Here is a 2,350-nt window from a genome sequence, read left to right on the forward strand (position 1 = left end):
CATCCTGGAACCCGGGCATCTGGGCGCCATCCTCGAGGTGGCCGATGTGACGGAGGCAACCCTCGCCCAGCACATCGCCCAGGCGGCCGACCACGGCTTCGAGCTGTCGCGCGAGATTCCCTTCCGCGCCTGGCTGTTCCATCTCGATGCCGAGCATCACGTTCTGCTGCTGCTGTGCCACCACATCGTCAGCGACGGATGGTCCACCGCGCCTCTGGCGCGTGATCTGGCCACGGCCTACGGTGCGCGCTCACAAGGCAAGTCGCCAGCGTGGGCACCGCTGCCCGTGCAGTACGCCGACTACACGCTCTGGCAGCACGCGCTGCTGGGCCACGAGAGCGAGTCCGACAGCGTCATGGCAAGGCAACTGAGCTACTGGCAGAAGACCCTCGCCGGCCTGCCCGAGCAGTTGCAGCTGCCCACCGACCGGCCGCGCCCCGCGGTCTCCAGCTACCGCGGCGAGAGCATCGTGTTCCAGCTCGATGCAGCACTGCACCAGGGCCTTGCCGTGCTCGCACGCGAGGGCCAGGCCAGCCTGTTCATGGTGCTGCAGGCCGCGCTGTCGACGCTCTTCACCCGCTTGGGGGCAGGCACCGACATTCCGCTGGGCAGCCCGATCGCCGGGCGCACCGACGAGGCCCTCAACGATCTCGTGGGTTTCTTCACCAACACGCTCGTGCTGCGCACCGACACCTCAGGCAACCCCAGCTTCAAGGATCTGCTGGCGCGCGTGCGCGAGACCAACTTGGTCGCCTACGAGCACCAGGACCTGCCCTTCGAGCGTCTGGTGGAGGTGCTCAACCCCGTGCGCTCCATGGCGCGGCATCCGCTGTTCCAGGTGGCCCTCGTCCTGCAGAACAATGCAAAGTCCAGCTTCGAGCTGCCGGGCATCCAGGTCAAGGGTGAACTCATCGGTGCCAACAGCGCCAAGTTCGACCTGTCCTTCAGCCTGACGGAACGGCGTGGCGCGGACGGCACGGCCCAGGGCATCTTCGGCGAGATCGAGTTCGTCACCGACCTGTTCGAGCGCGACACAGTGCAGCGCCTGGCCGCACGCCTGCAGCGCGTGCTCGCAGCAATCGCTGCCGACCCCACCCAGCCCATCGGCGCCATCGAGATCCTGCAGCCCGCCGAGCGCCAGCAGATCCTGCTCGACTGGAACGACACTGCACACCCCGTGCCCCAGGCCACCCTGTCCGAACTCTTCGAGCTGCAAGTCGCCAGAACACCCCACGCCACCGCCCTCGTCTTCGAGGACACAACGCTCACCTACGCCCAGCTCAACGAACGCGCCAACCGCCTGGCTCACCACCTCATCGCAAAGGGCGTGGGGCCCGAGACCTTCGTCGCCCTTGCATTGCCCCGCTCCCTGGAGTTGGTCGTCAGCCTGCTGGCCATCCTCAAGGCCGGCGCCGCCTACCTCCCCCTGGATGTGGATTACCCGCCAGAGCGCATCGCATTCATGCTCCAGGACGCCGCGCCCCTGTGCATCGTTACCGACAGCGCCAGCGCTGCGCAGCTCCCATCGGGCCCGCCCCTGCTGTGCATGGACGAGCCCGCCCTCCTGCACGCCCTCGCAGCCGCCCCCCACACCAACCCCACCGACAGGCACCGCACCCGGCCGCTCACGCCGCTCAACCCCGCATACGTCATCTATACATCGGGGTCCACGGGCAAACCAAAAGGCGTCGTTGTTGCTCACGTCAATTTGAGCAACTTCATGCAGGCACTGCGAACCCATCTGCAGTTGGCCCCCGAAGACCGCATGCTCGCAACGACGACCATCGGATTCGATATTGCTGCGCTCGAGATCTTTCTGCCACTGCTCAGCGGAAGCCGTATCGTTATCGCTCCACGGTCCATCGTGCTGGACCCGCCTGCCCTGGCACGTGTCATGTCTGGATCGGGCATCACGATCATGCAGGCCACGCCAACGTTATGGCAAAACCTTCTTCCGGTCATTGGTGACCTGCCGGCCGTTCGCATCCTTGCAGGGGGCGAGGCGCTTTCACAGGAATTGGCCAATCCGCTGCAGGACGTCGGCCGCGGTCTGACGAATCTGTACGGGCCAACGGAGACGACCATCTGGTCGACCCTCAACGACCTTCAGGATTTCAGTAGCGCTGCTCCTTCGATCGGTCGCCCGATCTGGAACACGCAGACCTACGTGCTGGACGCCTCCTTGCAGCCGGTGCCCGCGGGCGTGGCCGGCGAGCTGTACATCGCGGGCGCAGGCCTGGCACGCGGCTACCTGCACCGCCCCGGCCTGAGCGCCGAGCGCTTCATCGCCAACCCCTTCGGCACCCCGGGCAGCCGCATGTACCGCTCCGGCGACCTGGCCCGATGGCGC

1 protein-coding gene is annotated in these 2,350 nt (G+C 66.6%); it reads left to right on the forward strand.

The window, feature by feature from the left end; translation table 11 throughout:
* Positions 1 to 2,350, forward strand: a 2,350-nt coding sequence (locus tag ACSFCA_RS36440) for a non-ribosomal peptide synthetase (protein ID WP_435462990.1), incomplete at both ends; no start/stop codon positions are given.

The sequence above is a fragment of the Variovorax multivorans genome (assembly GCF_051216835.1).
Lineage (GTDB): Bacteria > Pseudomonadota > Gammaproteobacteria > Burkholderiales > Burkholderiaceae_C > Variovorax.